The sequence below is a fragment of the Synechococcus sp. Cu2B8-bc1011 genome, assembly GCF_047302735.1.
GTDB lineage: Bacteria > Cyanobacteriota > Cyanobacteriia > PCC-6307 > Cyanobiaceae > Synechococcus_C.
This window is the reverse complement of the sequence record NZ_CP138915.1, coordinates 2,239,354-2,254,841: the sequence shown is the minus strand read 5'-3', so window position 1 is coordinate 2,254,841 and position 15,488 is coordinate 2,239,354. Positions and strand designations below refer to the sequence as shown.

Sequence of the window (15,488 nt, the reverse complement as noted above, 5' to 3'; positions counted from 1 at the left end):
GTTTTATTGATTGGAACCGTATGTGGATGTTTCCCATTTGTAGAGAGGAGAACCGATCTTGTTGGGTCGGTCTTTGCGTCAGTCTGCGGCTTACCGACCTGCACTTGTAGGGTCAGCCGATCCTCAACGTTGAATGGGACATAGGGATGGCAACTGATCCAGCTTTGGTGACAGCATTAGTGGAACGTGTCCATGCCGTCTACGGAGCCCAGCTCAGTGATGTGGAACGTCAGTGCTGGACAGTGGTACACGAATATCACCATGGCGCCATGCCTACGGAATACGACATCCGAGAAGTGTCGGAAGACCTTTACCTCGCAGTTCTCGAGGCAACTAAGCAGTCACAGGCTGAAGTCTGAGTGCAACCTTCTAACGCCTGTAAGTGCACATAATCGCAGGGAAAGTGCAGTGCCTGCTGCGATGTCTCGACGAGGTCATATCCCACAGTTGTTGCATTGAGGGGTGAGTGGGTTCACACTCACAAAAAACTCTGTATCCCTGATCTGCCTTACGCGCTAAGGCATGATTACGCAAGAAAATAATTTCGAGCAGGTGGTTCAAGATTGGAACTTTTGGTTCGGTGGAGGAGGCGTCTCTGATCTGCTCGATGACGCTGATCTCGAAAGCTATGCAGAGGTAAGTCTGTGCTGCAAATATTATCGGCAAAAATACTGAATGGAGTTAAGGAGCAAACTGTTTTTTTGGAGATGATGGTGGGTCACGTCAACTGAAATAAATTAAGCGACCAATGGTCTTTCAAGCCCAGATCTGATGCCCATAAAGTAGGATTCAATAGCCCAATTCATCGCTTCACCTTTTCGAGAGTAGGGGTTTTTAGCCACAAACTCTTGTCTCAATAGACAAATTTCCTTCCATTGGTTTTTGGCTTCATCTTTGCTGAAAGGTTGTCCGTAAAGACCATGAGAGTCCATCTGAATCAGTTCTTTCGGGTCATGTTAATCATCATTCATTGGGGCTGTGCGTAAATGAGGGATCCATGAGCGTTTTCGGTGATTTGTTTCAGGTGCCATTAACTGATTTCCAGTCAATCTCTGGAAATGTAGTAGAGGGGTATTGGGTAATCCTCTGGAATTGATATAAGGAAGAGAATGGTTGTGGCAATGATTGATTGCTATCTAGGAATCTGCCTCACTCGATGAATAGCTCTGAGGTTGCGATCCGATTTGCTGAAAAGCCGTCTTTAGTGAGTTCGCGATGCTTCTTTGACGACGGCGAACAGATCATTCGAAAACGTATCGGTTAGAACGAGGGTGATGCCTTTCCTTGAGTGATCTCTTAGCGTAAGGGAAGGTGCTTGATTGTGATGAATCCGAAGCTGGCTGGTGCTCTTCGTAGGGCTGGTATTTATTTTGTTGTTGGCTATGGAGGCTTGGTGCTCATTAACAATAGTGGCCTCGAGATTGACAATATGTGGATCGCTTACTTGCCGATGTTTATTGCTGTTTATTTTTTCTCACGTTGGGCTGACGCCAAAATTGCGAGTCGTTCAAACAACCAATCGGACAATTGAATTCTTGATGTTGCCTAGTGGTGGCAAGCTGCTCTGAAGCGCTCGGCATGGCTCGTGGCCGCATGTTTGGTTTTCCGGCCTGAGACACGTTGACGCCAAGTACGGAAGGATCCTGGTTTTAAGGTCTGGCGCATCAAGCTGATCACATCTTTTTCCATGAGACCGAACTGATATTCAATGGCTTCAAAGGGTGTGCGGTCTTCCCAGGCCATCTCAATGACCCGATCCAACTGTTCGCTGGCCATTGCATTCGCTTTGATCATTGGATTGTGCTCTGCTCGAACCACTGAGTAATGGCTTCGGCTTGTGCGTCTTGGTTGAGGTCGTCCAAACACAAAGCGAAGCCGAGGCGTTTGCCAAGCTCAATGATGTCTGTTGTTTCGCTACAGGCGTTCAGCTCACGCTGAAGAGCTGGGCTTCGTTCTGCGGCATGCAAAAAGTCTTTCCACCCCTCTCGGCTCATCGCTGCCAGCCTTTTTCAGCCTTCAGCTCAACGTAGGCGGCCACATCAATGATGTCTTGCTCAGTTAATTTCCCCACGAACGAGGGCATTGCATTTTTTCCGTTTTCAATTTGGTGTTCGATGGCCTCGATGTGATCGTCGCCGTACTCATTGAGATGAGCTTGCAGATCGCTCTGACTCAACGTTCTGGACGCACTGATCACGTTGCCACCACCCATGTGGCATGCCGCACAGTTTGAAGAAAAGAGTTGTCCACCGTGCTCGAGGTCAACGCCAGGAGCACTGGCTGCAGATGCAGGTGTCGCTCCCAACAGGTTGAGGCTGATGCAGAGGATCAAGGCGAACAGGGAAATGAGATTGAGCATCACCATCAGCTTCTCTTCCTTAAACCCTATCCATTTCGGTCAACAAAAAAAGAGTCCGGTGAGCATCTGTTAAAACGCTCGCCGGACTTGTGTTCAACTGCTGATTTAAACGATCATTCAACGATCACTTTGCCGACCATGCCAGCGCCACGGTGGGGCTCGCAATAGAAATCATAAGTTCCAGCTTCAGTAAAGGTTTCTTCCCAGGATTCGCCTGGAGCAAAGGCTAGATCGCTGTGGCTGAGTTCGTCATGGCCATCAAAAACGGCGTTGTGAGGGGCCAGCTTGTTGTTGACGAATTTGACAGTGTCTCCAGCCTTGATGTTGAGAGTGTTTGGCTCAAAAGCAAGCATTCCGGCATCTGTACCGAGCTTCACTTCAACAGTGGCGGCGTTGGCGGTGGAAACGCCAAGTCCTAGAACAAGAGCGAAAGCAATCGCGGCTGAAAGGAGAGAACGCAAACGGCTGATCATGAGCACATAAACATTTTTACAATCTTAACGCTGTTCAGGTCTTCCACGGTGTGGAAGACCTGAATCCATCAGAACTGTTTCAAGGTCTGGCCCATGGCTTTGACCACCGAACCGTTCGGGCTGGGTCACGGGATCATGAATGAAGTGACGCTGGTGAATTGAAAATCGATCCCATGCGTTGATTTCGATCGGGAGGATTTTGATCAAGCCTTCAATCAGCCAGCTCCAAAGGGGTATTCCAGGGGTTCGCGACACCCCTCTCCAGCGACAGAGCGTGGCAACTGCCTCGTTCACGCTGATCCACGGCTGGCCCATCACAATTTTGCGGACCGGTCCCTGGCCAGGCTCTGGATTGTGTTGGTGAGGCTTGGTCGCAAGAAGTCCGCAGATTGCTGCAATGTCAGCGGCATGGATGAAATGAAAGCTGGCATCAGCTCTCAGCCAGCGGGCAAGCCACAACCATTTGCTTGCTTCCGCTAGGCCTTCCGTTAAATAACTGGTTGGGAACGGACTGGTTCCATCCACCCTCCCTCCGAAGACCAGTGTTGGAAACACCGCCACGATGCGCTCAGCCAAAGGGTGCTGTTCAAGCTCCCTCAGGCATTGAGCTTTGGTTTGGATGTATTCGGTGCCATAGGCCAGGGCTTCAGGAAGCGGCTGCAAGGAACGATCCAGAATGCTGGCGGTGGAGAAGTAAACGATCTGCTCAACGACTGCCGGATTCAGCAGGGCCAGCATCTTTTTAACAGCAACAACATTGACCTGATGGGCACGCTCAGGATCTCCCCAGGCGGTAGCCGTGTGAATCACTCGGGTCACAGTGGAGAGTTCGCTGGTAAATCGATCTATTTCACGTAGATCTCCAACCAACAGGCGAACACGTGGCTGATCGGCTGAGATCGCAGTCAGTTTGGCTGGATCACGCAGCAACAGCAGCAACTCAGCATCAGAATTTTCCAGCAGCCAAGCCACTGTGTACTGGCCGACGCAACCACTTGCGCCGGTAATCAGGATTCTTGCGGGTGTTTGGATCAATCAGGCCCCCCCGATTCGATCCATCACAGTCTTGCCGGCTTCAAAGAAAGCGCGACCGTTCTCCTCAGGAGTGCCAGGCAAAATCCCGTGGCCCAGATTAAGAATGTGGCGACGACCACGGGCCTTGCGCACACAATCATCGATGCGATCGCGAATCGCTTCTGGTGTGCCAAACAACAGTCCTGGATCGACATTGCCTTGCACGCCGACGTGGTCAGGTAGCCGGGCGAGTCCCTCAGCCATGTCGACCGTCCAGTCCAGAGAAATGATGTCGACACCAGTGCGACCCATACGTTCTAAGACCCCTGCGCTTCCTGAGATGTAAAGGATGAACGGGGTGTCGGGATGGGTTTGCTTGACGAGATCGACAACTTTTTTCTGATACGGAGCTGCAAACGTGTCGTAATCGGCGGGGCTGAGTTGCCCTGCCCAGGAGTCAAACATCTGAACCACCTGGGCTCCGGAATCGATTTGATACCGCAGGTAGGTGGCAATCGACGTTGCGAAGTGATCAAGAAGTTTGTGCAGGAGTTCTGGCTCCTGGAAGGCCATCTTTTTAATGACTGCATAGTTCTTGCTGCTTTTCCCTTCCACGACGTACGCCGCCAGGGTCCAGGGTGCGCCTACAAAGCCAAGGACGGCGGCCTGATTGCCAACGCTGCTGCGCAGGCGCCCAAGCACTTCGCCGACAAAGGGCATGCTCTCCTCGGGCTGCAGAGGTCTCAGAGCGTCTACCTGACTGAGGCTCCGGATCGGATCACCAATTTGAGGGCCTTTGCTCTCAACAATGTCGAAATCGATCCCCATGCCAGGGAGTGGAGTCAAGATGTCTGAAAAGAGAATCACCCCATCAGGCTGGAACGCCTTGAACGGCTGCATGGAAATCTCATAGGAGAGATCTGGGTTTTCAGAACGTTCTCGGAAGCTCGGGTGGCGATCGCGAAGGTCGCGATAGACCTTCATGTAGCGACCTGCCTGGCGCATCATCCAGACAGGAGGACGCTCTACCGATTCTCCGCGGGCGGCACGGAGCAGTAGGGGCAGGGTATCGCTCATGAATGCGTGCAGATCAAGGCGGCAACCTACCTGACCAAACTGACCAAAACGCTGTGTTTTACGGCGATCCGGGCAGTTTTGTCACATCACCTGAACCTAAGCACTCTCTTTGTTAGTGACTTCGGCCAAACTTTTTTTGGGGTCATGCTTGAACACCATCAGGCTGAGCGGTGGCAGGCAGAGCTCCAGGGAGTTCTCGTACCCATGGATGCCCCACTCGTCGGAGGGCTTCCCACCAAGATTTCCCAGATTGCTGCCGCCGTATTTGGCAGCATCCGTGTTGAAGATTTCTTCGTAGAAGCCAGCTATTGGAACGCCCACTTTGTAATGGGAATGGCTTTGGGGCGTGAAGTTGGCCACGACCACGAGCCAGGAGCCGTTTGTTCTTTCTCGGCGCATGAAGCTGATCACGGAGTGGCGATTGTCATTGCAATCGATCCACTGGAAGCCGTACTGATCAAAATCGTCTTGCCAGAGAGCAGGCTCTTGCTTGTAGAGCGCATTCAGCTCTTTCACCATCCGATGAACGCCTGCGTGCGGCGCGTAGTTCAGCAAATCCCACTGCAGATCGCCCCATACGTTCCATTCCGCCCGTTGGCCGAACTCCATGCCCATGAAGATCGTTTTTTTGCCTGGGTGCGTCCACATGTAGGCGAGTAGGGCACGGGTGTTGGCGTACTTCTGCCAGTCATCTCCAGGCATCTTGTGAAGCAGATGACTCTTGCCATGCACGACCTCGTCGTGACTCAGGGCAAGCATGAAGTTTTCGGTGTAGGTGTACCAGATCGAAAACGTGATGTTGTTTTGATGAAACTGGCGGAACCACGGATCCAGCTCGAAGTAATCGAGCATGTCGTGCATCCAACCCATGTTCCATTTGAGATTGAAGCCCAGCCCACCGTTCTCCGTGGGCTGAGTCACCATGGGCCAAGTAGTGGATTCTTCCGCGATTGAAAGCGCGCCGGGGAAATGTTGAAAAAGAACGTGGTTGGCTTGTTGGAGGAAGCGAACCGCTTCGGTGTTTTCTCTGCCGCCGTGTTCGTTGGCTAACCACTCACCATCGGGTCGTAAATAATCCCGGTAGAGCATCGATGCCACCGCATCAACCCGGATGCCATCGATATGGAACTGGTCAAACCAGAAGACGAGATTGGCAACCAGGAAGTTTCTGACTTCATTCCTGCTGTAGTTGAAAATCAGCGTCCCCCATTCCTTGTGCTCGCCAATCCGTGGGTCGGCGTGTTCGTAGAGGTGGCAGCCATCGAAGAAGGCAAGGCCATGACTGTCTTTGGGGAAGTGACCAGGCACCCAATCGATGATTACCCCGATGCCCTCGGCATGGCAGCGATCCACGAAGGCTCGAAATTCGTCGGGAGTGCCGTAGCGGCTTGTGGGTGCATACCAACCTGTGACCTGGTATCCCCATGACCCATCGAAAGGATGCTCCGTGATTGGCATCAATTCGATATGGCTGAACCCCTGCTCTTTGACGTAAGGAATCAGACGATCGGCCAGCTCGGGATAGGTGAGTAGGCGGGCACCTGGCTTGAGATCAGCAGCAGGAACTGGTGGGCGTGGTGTTCCATCGGCTTCGATGAACGGATCGTCCGCTGAGGCATGAATCCAGCTGCCGAGGTGCATCTCGTACACCGAGATCGGCTGATCGAGGGGGTTTCGACGATCTCGGCTACTGATCCAGGCGTCATCATTCCACTGAAAACCGTCCAGATGACTCACGATGGAGCTGGTATCAGGCCTGACTTCATGCTGGAAGCCGTAGGGGTCAGCCTTCTGATAACAGTGGCCGTCTTGGGTGCGGATCTCGTATTTATAAAAGTGTCCTTCCTCCAGTTCGGGAACGAACAATTCCCAGATGCCGCCCAGCCTTTGCTGCATGGGGTGATATCGACCATCCCATGAATTGAGATTGCCAATCACGCTGACGGTGAGTGCGTTCGGTGCCCAAAGGCAGAACATCACCCCCTCGATGCCACCTTGTTGGCAGCGGTGGGCCCCCATCCGACGCCAGATGTGATGGTGGTTGCCTTCTGCAAACAGATGGCGATCCATCTCTCCCATCCACTCATGCCGAAAGGCCCAAGGATCAAATTGCTCGTGCTCGATCCCGCCTCGGCGAATCTGCAATTTGTAGTGATGTCCTGGATCCCTTGAACATTCGGCTTCGAACACCCATGGGTGATGGGGAGTCTGCATCGATTGGCGTTTGCCATCGAGGATCAACTCAACGGTTTCAGCTTCAGGAACCCAGGCCCTAACAACCCATTGGCCCGACTCCAGCTGTTGGGGACCAAGAAGAGAGAAGGGATGATCGTGTCGGCATTCAGCCAGCCTCTGGCTGTCCTGAACCATCCAGTCGAGAACAGCGCTGGTCATGCAGGGGGATGGACTTCGTTAGCCCGGGAGCTTAAGCGGAAACCCCGCCGCGGCTGCATGGATTCCCCCGAGTTTTTGGGATCAGACCAGATCCTCTGAGAAGTCAACGTTGATGATCCGGCCTCGAGAATCGAAAATCACAAACAAGTTGTCGGTCACGGTTCCAAATTCAATGGTGACCAGAACGAGTTGTTGTTCGGCTCCTCTGCTTGAAACAACAGCGTTTTTGACCCGCTTCACGCCTCCCAGAATGCGGCTCAATTTGCTCCACTTGCGTTCCAGATCTTCTGGGGAAATTTCTTTTTGAAAATCAAGCGAAAGGTAGTAGCGAGCAGCAATCCAGCGTTGTGCGTCGAGATCGCGAACAAATTTCAGAGCCGTTGTCTCAATCGGCAACGTTTCACCCAACCACTTCCAGGCCACAAGCTTGCCTTCATCGTCAAGCACGAGAAGGAGCTCCTTGCTTCCCTCTTCGGTTTGGGCAATTACATCCACCGTTGTGTCATCTATCCCTGGATAAATCGCCACAACGCGCGTGGATTTAATCCGATGCGCATTATTTAAGCGACCTTGAACGGCTTCAACGGTTGTTGCGTTTTTCAGCGGGGTGGATAGGCGCTCAAAGAGAGCCTGGGCATTACGGGTTTGTAGAGCCGTCAGGAGTGAATCCGCCGCTTGGCTGGCTTCACTGGTGCTCAGAGGAGTGCGTGGGGCCAGTGCTCCCTGGGCTAAAAGCTGTTCTCCGCGTGCCGCTGGCACAGGGAACGCCTGCAGCATCGGTGCCGCGAGAGCGCAGACCAGAAGGCAGGAGGAGAGCTTCATGAATGTGGGGCAACAATGGGGTTAGTTTGCCGGAGTTCATCCGGCTTGGGGAAGGAGTAGTGGCGCCATTTGCAGTGTCGCCTCCTCCAGCTGTAAGCAAAGGGTGATCACGCGGCAATCGCTGTTGGGTGGGCCAAACCGTTGCTTCCCATCTCCTGGATTGATCCCAATCGCTGGCCATGAGGCCCCCGCAAGCGAGAGCCGTAGTCGGTCTCCAGGTTGGAAGCTCACAAATAGTGGCTGCAACTCCAGTGTGATGTGGCCATCTTCCGAGTCCATGGACCGTCGCACGCGCAACACACCTGTTGAAAGCTGCTGCACCTCATCTCCATTGGCGGGGAGTCTTGACAGTGCAGCGCAGAGGTCAAAGGCTGGCTGATCGGCGGACACCTTTAATCTCAAGAGAGGGCGACCGCATAGCTGGAGCGCTGTTTGGAGCGGCGCGGAACTAAAGACTGCCACGTCCGAACGTTGATCAATAATCCTTCGATCGCACGGCCCAGCCGTGGGACTCAAATGCCCACCAATGGCCGGTGCGGGTCTCCACGGGTCATGCACGATGACGCAGGTTCCCGATCCAGGTATCCCTGCATCGAGCAATTGCCCATCGGTGAGATCAAGGCAAGCCAAACCTTGGCTGCTGAGGTGCCAACAGGCGCTGGAGCACTCATTTCCAATCTGACGAGACCAGGTGGCATCGCCTTGATCCCAAAGCCTGATCTCTCTTGTCTTGGCTTGGCTGCGGGGCGGAGGATTTTTGAGATGTTGATTAAAAAAATCCAGCAGTAGCTGGTTGGTTTCTGGCCACCACTTCAGGTGGGTAGCTGGGCCGATGTGAAGTTCGGGATTGCCACCACTGGATCGGGCCATTTTGAGAAGGTCGAGGAGGCCTCGCAGATGGGGATCCCACCAGCCTCCGATCAGCAGCATGGGTTTGCGGAGCCAGGCTTCGGTTGGGCGATGGAGAGTCCATCCTTCGGCCTGATCTGCAGGTTGTTGCAACCAGCGCAACGCCATTCCCTTGGGGTCATGTCGCTGCAAGAGCCCGATTCCCTCACGTAGATAGCGACCATCCACCAAAGCGCTTTGGATTTCGTTCCAGACGACGGAATCGTTGTGGCGTTGGGCTTGCAGTGCGGCAAGCTGCAAACCCCAACCAAGACCGAGGTGCCACCAGTGAGCGCCGCCTTCGCAACTCCAATGTTCTCGTTCAGCCAAACCGCACATGGCGGGCGCGAGGCAATCAGGAGCTGGGCAATCCGCTGGTGCGAGCAGTTGGGTGAGGCCTTGATACGACAACCCATACAGGCCAATGCGGCCATTGCATTCAGGCCGTTCGCGGAGCCAATTGAGGGTCGCGGCGGTGTCGGTAGCTTCTTGGCCAAACCCTTGAAACGTTCCCTCAGAACTGCCCTGACCGCGCACGTCTTGGACGACGACTGCGAATCCTTGGTCGGTCCACCAGAGCGGGTGGGGGAGGGTCACGGTGGAAGCAATGGCCCTGCCGTAGGGCTGTCTCATCAGCAGGGTGGGCCAGGGACCAGTCCCTTGTGGAGTCCAGATTCGCGACACCAAAGACGCGCCATCAGGGGTGGTCAATCTCGCGTCAGCGAATCTTTGATCAGGGAATATCTGATCAGCGAACATCCGAGCAGTGCAGTCCGATCACATAAGTGGCCAAGATTTCTGCATTGTTCACGCTCAGGTTGCGTTGATTTGCCAGTTGATTGATGGCTTCAGATGACAATGCGGACTGGCCATTGCTGTTCATGGCTCTGAATGACTGGCACAGCGCTTTGGCTTCCGCTGGGTTTGTCTTGACGCTCTCTAAAAGGCTGGATTGAGCAAACCCTGCAGAAGCGGATATCAACATTGAAAGTGACAGGCATCGAATCGTCAGCTTGCGCAAAGCCGACGTTTTGACGAAACCTTGTTGGAGGGGACGCAAGGGTTCCTCCTTGAATAACTACAACTATTTGAAAGGGGTAAGAGAGGGGTTGCAGCTTGGAGCGGTCAGTTCGTGGTTTGCCTGGCTTTCGCTTCCCTGATCCATTGTTTGGCAATCGCAAGATCCACAACTGGAGCTCTGCCACTCCCTAACTGGCGTTCCAGGCGTCCGGTGCGGTTCGTAATCTCCTGTGGGGAGGAGCTTGCGATGGCTGCGATCGTTGCAAAGCCTGCGTGCATCAATAGAGCTGCATCGGCGGGGGCAAGTTCCAAGCAGCACACCAATTCAGCGATGCCGCGGAGGCGTTTGAGATTGCGTGCTGTAGATCGACCCGTTGCGACAAGACGGCTCAGGTTTTGATCTGTGAGATCACGGAGCTGCCCCCAGTTGCTGATACCTGCCTTTTTTAAATCACGCTCTTCATCTCGAAAACCTTGTGGTAGGGCACGGAGAGGGGCATTTGGGCTCATCCCTGACTGAAGTCTCGTTTGGTTTCTCCCAGCACTACCGGTCTGGAGGTGCCCTCGCTCACGGCCTGAAGCTGCCGGAGGCGAATGCGTACTTCTACGTTGCGACCTCCGGGACGGAGGTTGGCAGCGATCTGGTTCAGCGTGGGTGTGATGGCGTCTTGTTCAAAATCACTGGAAGCCTGTGCCACGACAAGGTCGCTGCCGTTATCAAACACTATCGGCACTTGCAGAGCTCCATCCACATGCACCGGGGGGGAATAACTGATCGAAAAAGCCCAGCAACTCACCGCTAACAAGAACGTAAAACTACTGACGCCAACAAGTCGAAAACGCAGTCCCCAACGGGCTACGAAGGCAACCACGGTCAGAACTGAGAGGCCTAGGCCACTCCAGGCCAGCCATGTGCTGGAGACCTCCAATAATTCCGAAAGCGGCATGGGCTGGTTAGGGGCAAATCTCCTCTCTATATTGCGTCGACCTTGGCTGGGATGACGGTCATCAATGGGGAGCACTGGCAAAGGCGCGATGGCTCCAAGAGTGGTGATCTCGGGACTTGGTCTCACAGTTGTGGCTGGTGCTGCGATTTGGCTCACGGCTGACCGATTGATTGAAGGGGCTGTCAATGGCCTGCGTCCCTCACTGGAACAGCAACTGTCCTTGCCGCTGGGGCATCCGATTGAGATTGGTCCTTATCGCGGACTTGGTCTTGATGGAATCGGGATTGGACAGATCAAGATTCTTCCTGGAACGAAGGATGCGTCCACCGTTCGTGTCCAACAACTAAGCCTGGGGATCGATCCCCTCTCCAGCATTCGCCATTTGCGGCTGGTGGTCGTGGCCCGACTGAAAGGGGCAAACGTCAACCTAAGTCGCAATCAGCAAGGGCAGTTTTGGGTGCCAGGTCCTCGGCCAAAGGGGGACTTCCCTCATCGCGTCGACCTTCGTGTGCGGCTTGTTGATCCAGCTCAAATTCGTGTTGAACCAGCCGACCTTCAGCTCTCTTTGGCGGGAGCCACGCGCCTCCGTCTCAATGAGAAATGGGCCGATGGCGGCTTTCAAATTGGTCTTCCCGATCGAGGCTCGGTGACGTTAAAAGGACGTGCTCACTGGGACCGTCCTGAATTCCTGCTCACGACGCGTCTGAAGCAGATCCGTCTAAACCGGTTGCAAGGGTTGCTTCCGATGGCCGAGCCCATCCAACTGAGGGGCCAAGTGGGTGGTGATCTCAGTTTTGGTTGGAATCGAGGTCAAACCAGCTGTGATGGTGGAGTCTCTGTTCTCGGCGTGAAGATCAGCGGCAAGCCGCTTCAGCACGCACTTGCGTCGCGACAGCTACGTCTCCACTGTGATGATGATCGACTCACGATTCCACGCAGTGACTGGCGTTATGGCCCCTATCGGGCCAGTTTGGGCGGTCGCTTTCAACTGAATCAGAGCCTTGATTTAAGCGCCACCCTGAAGGAGCTGAATCAGGACAATCAGCTGGCTATGCGCCTGGATGGTGACTGGTCTCAGCCCCGTTTCAAGCTGTCGGGGCAATGGAGGTTTCCCGAAGCCAAGGTCCTTGATCAACCCGTTGCGATTGATTTGCAGCTGCGGGGAGATCGGCGTCGCCCGAAGGCATGGAAAGCCAAGCTTGAAACACTTGCTTTAGACGCTCCCGGTGTATCGGTAGAGGCGCAGGGAGACTTGTACCCTCAGCTGGATATCAAGACCAAGCAGCTTCAACTGGTCGGAAAGGCATGGAAGGGACTGCCTTTGATTCCTGAGCTGTTGGGGACGAAAGCCCCTCTCAATGGTGAGTTGCGTGTGTCTGGGCCCAGCCTGTCGCCTCGACTTCAGTTGGCGCTCGATCAGGACAGCAATCCTTTGCTTGAACGTTGGTCACTTCAGGCCGAATGGTTTTCAGATCAGGGGTTGTTGAGCCTCAATCGCTTCAGCAGCCCTCAGCTCAATGCTGATGCTGTGTTGCCCCTTCAACTCGGAAAGGGTGGCCTGCAGGTTGGCGCGTTGCAATCCAATGTGCGCTTACGGGACTATCCACTTAGCCGGCTTGGTTCTCTGCTTGGGACGGTGATGGATGGCACGATTGCGGCCGAAGGGGAGGTCCGTGGTCCTCTGCAGTCCTTGCAGCCTGACCTTCAGCTCGAAGTGAATAGTCCTCGTGCAGGTGGTATCCGCCTGGTTGAACGTTGGCAAGGTCGCTTTCAAGGTCGCCCTGGCGGTGGTGGACAGCTCCAGATGGCATCCGTTGGAGCGGTGATTCCTGGCTCCTTTGACGCTCAACTCGGGGGCAATTGGTTGCCAGAAACCGTGCGCTTGCAGCGCAGGAACGGTGAGCTGCAAATCAGTGGCAGTCCTGCTCTTTACCGCTGGACAGCAAATGACCTGAGTGTGGATGGTTTGGAGTTGGCTCTGCCTCCGAAACAGCGATGGGAAGGGGTGTATGGCCGTTTGAGTGGTTCCGGTGATTTGAGCTTGCAGCCTTGGAGCATGTCGGCCGATCTCAAGCTTGCGCAGCCGGGATTGCTGGGAATTCAGTTCGGCCAAGCGCTGATGACGGTCAACTACAAAAACGATCGGTATGACATCAGCGGCGAACTCCTGCCTCGCGATAGCGGGCAGATCACCTTTGAGGCTGATGGATATCGGAATGCTGGACTGAACGCCAAGCTTCAGGCCCGTGGCCTGAGTGCACGCTGGCTGACAGCCAGTGCGCTCAGCCTTCCGCAACTCTCCCAGGCTCTTCCTCCTAATCAAGGCGATGCCACCGACCTAGGCACCTTGCTGGTGAACACCTTTGGTGGATCACTCGATGGTCAGTTGAAGGCGCTTCGACGATCCCAATTGGCATTGGCAGAGGCCCGTCGTGATCGCAGAGAGAAAGAAGCGTTTCATCCGGAAGATCTAAGGGGGCAAGTTGATGCTGTCGTTGCTGTTCAGGGGCCAAGCCTCAAGCGCCTCGAAGTGGATCTCACAGCGCGGGGTCACCTTTGGATCGATGGTGATGACGAAGATATTGCCCTGCAGGTGAAACCCTTCATCGCTGAGATCAAGGGGCCCCTTCACGCTGGTCAAGGCAGCTTCTCTCTGGTTCATTTGCCGTTCAGTCTTCTGGCACTGGTGGCACCGGTTCCACCAGCTTTGCAAGGGGCTTTAGGTCTGACGGGCAGCTATCGCTTGGGTGAGGGGGCACCAGTACTGACAACGGAGCTTGTCCTGGAGAAGGCACGCGTGGGGCAGGTACCGATTGCACTCGATCGCGGTCAGATTTTGCTTTCAAATGAGACGTTGCAGCTTGATTTGGCTCTGCGGTCAGAGGGTGCTGATGAGCCTCTGACGGTGATTGGACAAGTCCCCCTCACGCCCGACCGCCCCTTGGACGTCAGGGTTGAAAGTCATGGTGATGGTCTTCACTTCCTGGCTGGTTTCTCGAGAGATGTCGTTGCTTGGAATCAGGGCAACACCGATCTCAGACTGTTGATTGGCGGCAGTCTTTTAGCCCCTGAGGCCAATGGATTCATCGTCATGAACGATGGAGAATTTGTTGTTCGGGACCAAGTGATTAGCAAGGTTAAAAGTTCCGTTGTGTTCGATTTCGATCGCCTTGAGGTGCAGGAACTCAAGGGGCGAATTGGTCGTTCAGGAACCATTCGGGCCAGTGGTGCTCTGAAGATGTTTAAACCTGCGCCTGAAGAGGTTCCTTTGGCGATCACCGTTGAGAAGGCTCGAATCAAGGTGCCCATTGCTGATGTGGCGATTGCTGCTGATCTTCGCGTGAGTGGAGCACTTGTGAGTCCAGATTTTCGAGGCAATCTTCAGCTGAGTGAAGGGGCGATTACTCCAAGTAGATCTCTATTTAGAAGATCAAAAACGAGTAATGCGGATAGTGCTAAGACGGCCGCCAAGGTTGATCTTGCAAGACCTTTCGTCTCAGCGAATGCTCTGCTTGAAGAAGATTGGAATTTTAAAGCCCCACTTGTTTTGCTCGGGCCTGATGTTGAGGAGGATCCAAATAAAAAACTTAAGGAATCTCTGCCCAATTTGCCGTTCATTGCTTTTGATAACTTTCGGGTCCAGTTTGGGCCTCGTTTAAAGGTGAGAGTACAGCCTGTGGCTAACTTTACAACAGCGGGATTGATCACTTTAAATGGTCCTCTGGATCCAAATATTGAGCTACGAGGTGTGCTGGAGTTGCTTACTGGTCGTATTTCGTTATTCACGAGCACCTTTAATTTGGATCGTAAAGCTCCAAATGTGGCAGTTTTTACTCCCTCTCTTGGCCTGATTCCTTACGTCGATGTCGCTATGGCGACAAGAGTTTCGGATAGTGTTAATGCTGGGTTTGGTGGTAATTCTTCCGATACGTCCATCTTTGACACCAATGGCACAGGAGCTCTCGGCGCCGGAGGTCAATTGCGTTTGGTGAAAGTGATGCTCCAGGCTGAAGGTCCTGCGAATCGCCTCGCTGACAGTATTCGATTGCGAAGCTCACCTCCGATGTCTCAGACCCAACTGCTTGGTTTGGTTGGAGGTAATTCCTTGTCTGGGTTGACAGGGGCAGGTGCTGGAACAGCTCTTGCAGCAGTTCTCGGTCAATCTTTGCTTTCACCTGTGTTAGGCACGTTAACTGATGCCTTTAATCAGAGGCTCCAATTTGCTTTGTACCCAACTTACGTAACTCCTAACGTAGACAATAATAGTGAGCGACTTTCGGGCCAAGTCCCTCCTCAATTGGCGATTGTGACTGACCTGGGAATCAGCATTACGGATCGCGTCGACTTGTCTGTCCAGTCCGCGCCAAATCGTAATGATATTCCTCCTCAGGGCAGTCTTAGTTATCAAATAAACCAAAAGCTAAGTGTCTCTGGTGCTGTTGATTCGCAAGGTACTTGGCAAAGTCAACTCCAGCTTTTCTTCCGGTTCTAAGT

At 53.8% G+C, this 15,488-nt stretch carries 15 protein-coding genes; 3 read left to right on the top strand and 12 right to left on the bottom strand.

The annotated features are described in order from the left end of the window. Positions 1 to 146: 146 nt before the first annotated feature. Together SIC18_RS11785 and SIC18_RS11780 are read left to right on the top strand one after the other, a co-directional pair. On the top strand, positions 147 to 359 hold the full coding sequence (locus SIC18_RS11785; protein ID WP_048346837.1) for a hypothetical protein: 213 nt from the start codon (positions 147 to 149) through the stop codon (positions 357 to 359). A gap of 965 nt (positions 360 to 1,324) precedes the next feature. Next, the gene (locus tag SIC18_RS11780) at positions 1,325 to 1,531 is read left to right on the top strand and encodes a hypothetical protein (protein ID WP_048346835.1); all 207 of its coding nucleotides are present in this window, start codon (positions 1,325 to 1,327) and stop codon (positions 1,529 to 1,531) included. Positions 1,532 to 1,545: 14 nt separating this feature from the next. Here the strand turns inward: SIC18_RS11780 and SIC18_RS11775 are convergent, their stop codons facing one another. From SIC18_RS11775 to SIC18_RS11720, 12 genes are all read right to left on the bottom strand, one after another. Beyond that, positions 1,546 to 1,794, bottom strand: coding sequence for a TIGR03643 family protein (locus SIC18_RS11775; protein ID WP_413429732.1), 249 nt, complete (start codon positions 1,792 to 1,794; stop codon positions 1,546 to 1,548). After that, positions 1,791 to 1,994, bottom strand: a complete 204-nt coding sequence (locus tag SIC18_RS11770; protein WP_048346834.1) for a Nif11-like leader peptide family natural product precursor — start codon at positions 1,992 to 1,994, stop codon at positions 1,791 to 1,793. The genes SIC18_RS11775 and SIC18_RS11770 overlap by 4 nt, the downstream gene beginning before the upstream one ends. After that, a complete protein-coding gene (locus SIC18_RS11765; protein WP_048348240.1) occupies positions 1,991 to 2,359 on the bottom strand; it encodes a c-type cytochrome in 369 nt (122 codons plus the stop codon). Before SIC18_RS11765 ends, SIC18_RS11770 begins: the two co-directional genes overlap by 4 nt. 113 nt (positions 2,360 to 2,472) lie before the next feature. Further along, on the bottom strand, positions 2,473 to 2,832 hold the full coding sequence (gene petE, locus SIC18_RS11760; RefSeq protein WP_048346833.1) for a plastocyanin: 360 nt from the start codon (positions 2,830 to 2,832) through the stop codon (positions 2,473 to 2,475). Positions 2,833 to 2,856: 24 nt separating this feature from the next. Then, positions 2,857 to 3,867, bottom strand: coding sequence for an NAD-dependent epimerase/dehydratase family protein (locus SIC18_RS11755; RefSeq protein WP_413429731.1), 1,011 nt, complete (start codon positions 3,865 to 3,867; stop codon positions 2,857 to 2,859). Beyond that, entirely contained in the window at positions 3,868 to 4,923 is a 1,056-nt protein-coding gene (hemE, locus tag SIC18_RS11750; protein ID WP_048346831.1) for a uroporphyrinogen decarboxylase, read from the bottom strand. Positions 4,924 to 5,019: 96 nt separating this feature from the next. Continuing rightward, on the bottom strand, positions 5,020 to 7,317 hold the full coding sequence (glgB, locus tag SIC18_RS11745) for a 1,4-alpha-glucan branching protein GlgB (protein ID WP_413429730.1): 2,298 nt from the start codon (positions 7,315 to 7,317) through the stop codon (positions 5,020 to 5,022). Positions 7,318 to 7,398: 81 nt separating this feature from the next. Then, positions 7,399 to 8,139, bottom strand: a complete 741-nt coding sequence (locus tag SIC18_RS11740; protein ID WP_413429728.1) for a DUF3887 domain-containing protein — start codon at positions 8,137 to 8,139, stop codon at positions 7,399 to 7,401. Between the two features lie 36 nt (positions 8,140 to 8,175). Continuing rightward, positions 8,176 to 9,786, bottom strand: a complete 1,611-nt coding sequence (locus SIC18_RS11735) for a CocE/NonD family hydrolase (RefSeq protein WP_413429726.1) — start codon at positions 9,784 to 9,786, stop codon at positions 8,176 to 8,178. Continuing rightward, positions 9,776 to 10,012 carry a hypothetical protein gene (locus SIC18_RS11730; RefSeq protein WP_245407351.1) on the bottom strand — a complete coding sequence of 79 codons (237 nt, stop codon included), beginning with the start codon at positions 10,010 to 10,012 and terminating at the stop codon, positions 9,776 to 9,778. Before SIC18_RS11730 ends, SIC18_RS11735 begins: the two co-directional genes overlap by 11 nt. Before the next feature lie 140 nt (positions 10,013 to 10,152). Continuing rightward, positions 10,153 to 10,557, bottom strand: coding sequence for a DUF4332 domain-containing protein (locus SIC18_RS11725; protein ID WP_413429724.1), 405 nt, complete (start codon positions 10,555 to 10,557; stop codon positions 10,153 to 10,155). After that, positions 10,554 to 10,994, bottom strand: a complete 441-nt coding sequence (locus SIC18_RS11720; protein ID WP_413430549.1) for a Ycf51 family protein — start codon at positions 10,992 to 10,994, stop codon at positions 10,554 to 10,556. Before SIC18_RS11720 ends, SIC18_RS11725 begins: the two co-directional genes overlap by 4 nt. A gap of 88 nt (positions 10,995 to 11,082) precedes the next feature. On the opposite strand from SIC18_RS11720, the gene SIC18_RS11715 reads away from it, so the two are divergent. Next, a complete protein-coding gene (locus SIC18_RS11715) occupies positions 11,083 to 15,486 on the top strand; it encodes a translocation/assembly module TamB domain-containing protein (RefSeq protein WP_413429722.1) in 4,404 nt (1,467 codons plus the stop codon). Positions 15,487 to 15,488: the final 2 nt, after the last annotated feature.

What these genes read in the sequence shown, in the direction of transcription:
- SIC18_RS11785 (WP_048346837.1), top strand. Translation starts at nt 147, where the DNA reads ATGGCAACTGATCCAGCTTTGGTGACAGCATTAGTGGAACGTGTCCAT.
- SIC18_RS11780 (WP_048346835.1), top strand. Translation starts at nt 1,325, where the DNA reads ATGAATCCGAAGCTGGCTGGTGCTCTTCGTAGGGCTGGTATTTATTTT.
- SIC18_RS11775 (WP_413429732.1), bottom strand. Translation starts at nt 1,794, where the DNA reads ATGATCAAAGCGAATGCAATGGCCAGCGAACAGTTGGATCGGGTCATT.
- SIC18_RS11770 (WP_048346834.1), bottom strand. Translation starts at nt 1,994, where the DNA reads ATGAGCCGAGAGGGGTGGAAAGACTTTTTGCATGCCGCAGAACGAAGC.
- SIC18_RS11765 (WP_048348240.1), bottom strand. Translation starts at nt 2,359, where the DNA reads ATGCTCAATCTCATTTCCCTGTTCGCCTTGATCCTCTGCATCAGCCTC.
- petE (WP_048346833.1), bottom strand. Translation starts at nt 2,832, where the DNA reads ATGATCAGCCGTTTGCGTTCTCTCCTTTCAGCCGCGATTGCTTTCGCT.
- hemE (WP_048346831.1), bottom strand. Translation starts at nt 4,923, where the DNA reads ATGAGCGATACCCTGCCCCTACTGCTCCGTGCCGCCCGCGGAGAATCG.
- glgB (WP_413429730.1), bottom strand. Translation starts at nt 7,317, where the DNA reads ATGACCAGCGCTGTTCTCGACTGGATGGTTCAGGACAGCCAGAGGCTG.
- SIC18_RS11740 (WP_413429728.1), bottom strand. Translation starts at nt 8,139, where the DNA reads ATGAAGCTCTCCTCCTGCCTTCTGGTCTGCGCTCTCGCGGCACCGATG.
- SIC18_RS11735 (WP_413429726.1), bottom strand. Translation starts at nt 9,786, where the DNA reads ATGTTCGCTGATCAGATATTCCCTGATCAAAGATTCGCTGACGCGAGA.
- SIC18_RS11730 (WP_245407351.1), bottom strand. Translation starts at nt 10,012, where the DNA reads ATGTTGATATCCGCTTCTGCAGGGTTTGCTCAATCCAGCCTTTTAGAG.
- SIC18_RS11725 (WP_413429724.1), bottom strand. Translation starts at nt 10,557, where the DNA reads ATGAGCCCAAATGCCCCTCTCCGTGCCCTACCACAAGGTTTTCGAGAT.
- SIC18_RS11720 (WP_413430549.1), bottom strand. Translation starts at nt 10,994, where the DNA reads ATGCCGCTTTCGGAATTATTGGAGGTCTCCAGCACATGGCTGGCCTGG.
- SIC18_RS11715 (WP_413429722.1), top strand. Translation starts at nt 11,083, where the DNA reads ATGGCTCCAAGAGTGGTGATCTCGGGACTTGGTCTCACAGTTGTGGCT.